Consider the following 907-nt stretch of genomic DNA (forward strand, 5'->3'; position numbering starts at 1 on the left):
CGGGCCGCGCGGTGGCGTCCCGCTCGGGTGCGAGCACGACGGTGACCGACGGGGACGCGCCCGTGCCGGCCTCCTCGGCATCGGTCCGCGAGGTGCCGTCGCGCACGAGGTCGTCGAGCGTCGGCGCGACCGTACGGACCGGCTCGGCGAGCGCGCCGCGGGACGCCGAGGCGACGAGGTGCGCGTGCTGACCGCGGGAGACGTCGTGGAGGGAGCTGACGACGACCACCACGTGACGCGGGCCCGCGGACGTGCAGCCACGGTCGGCCGCCGCGCCGGGATCCGTCCGCCGTGCGGAGGCGGGGGAGGCCATGGCGGCGGGCGCGGGGGCGCTTCCCCAGACGCGCGCCATCTCGGCGGCGAGTCCCGCGGATCCCACGGGGACGGCGCGCGGGCCGAGGAGCGCGAAGGCCTCCGCGACGAATCGCAGGTCCGCCGACGTGACGGCGTCGACCGTCACCACGCGCGCCCCCGCCGCCGCGACGGCGGCGATCCGGTCGGCGAGGTCGGCCGCGTCGGACGCGGCGTCGATGTGCGCGCTGCCGGGGAGGAGGTCGGCCAGGGCGCTCGTGGTGACCGGGGTGACGGGATCGCGGCCGACCGACGTCGTCTCGACCCCGGCCCCGTCGACGAGGAGGTGCCCGCCCTCGACCGTGCGGCCCATCGCGGGGTACGCCGGGCAGACGACGGCGACCGCTCCGGCGGCGCGCGGCTCCCACGCGGCGAGGGCGCCCTGGATCTGCTCGTGGACGGTGCCCCGCATGGTCGAGTCGATCTTGAGGAACAGGCGGTCGTCGCCGACCTCGACGGCGCGGGCGACGGCGGCGCGGGTCGCCGTCCGCGCCGCGTCCGGGGCCTGGGCGCGGGCGTCGGTGACGATCGCCACGACCGACCCGTCGGCGCCGTG

General features: G+C 78.9%; 1 protein-coding gene. It reads right to left on the reverse strand.

The annotated features are described in order from the left end of the window. Positions 1–886: four-carbon acid sugar kinase family protein (locus tag Q6969_RS15955; RefSeq protein WP_317231318.1), on the reverse strand; the 886-nt coding region annotated here is incomplete at its 3' end. Positions 887–907: the final 21 nt, after the last annotated feature.

It is taken from the genome of Clavibacter sp. MX14-G9D, assembly GCF_032917815.1.
Taxonomy (GTDB): Bacteria; Actinomycetota; Actinomycetes; order Actinomycetales; family Microbacteriaceae; genus Clavibacter; species Clavibacter michiganensis_K.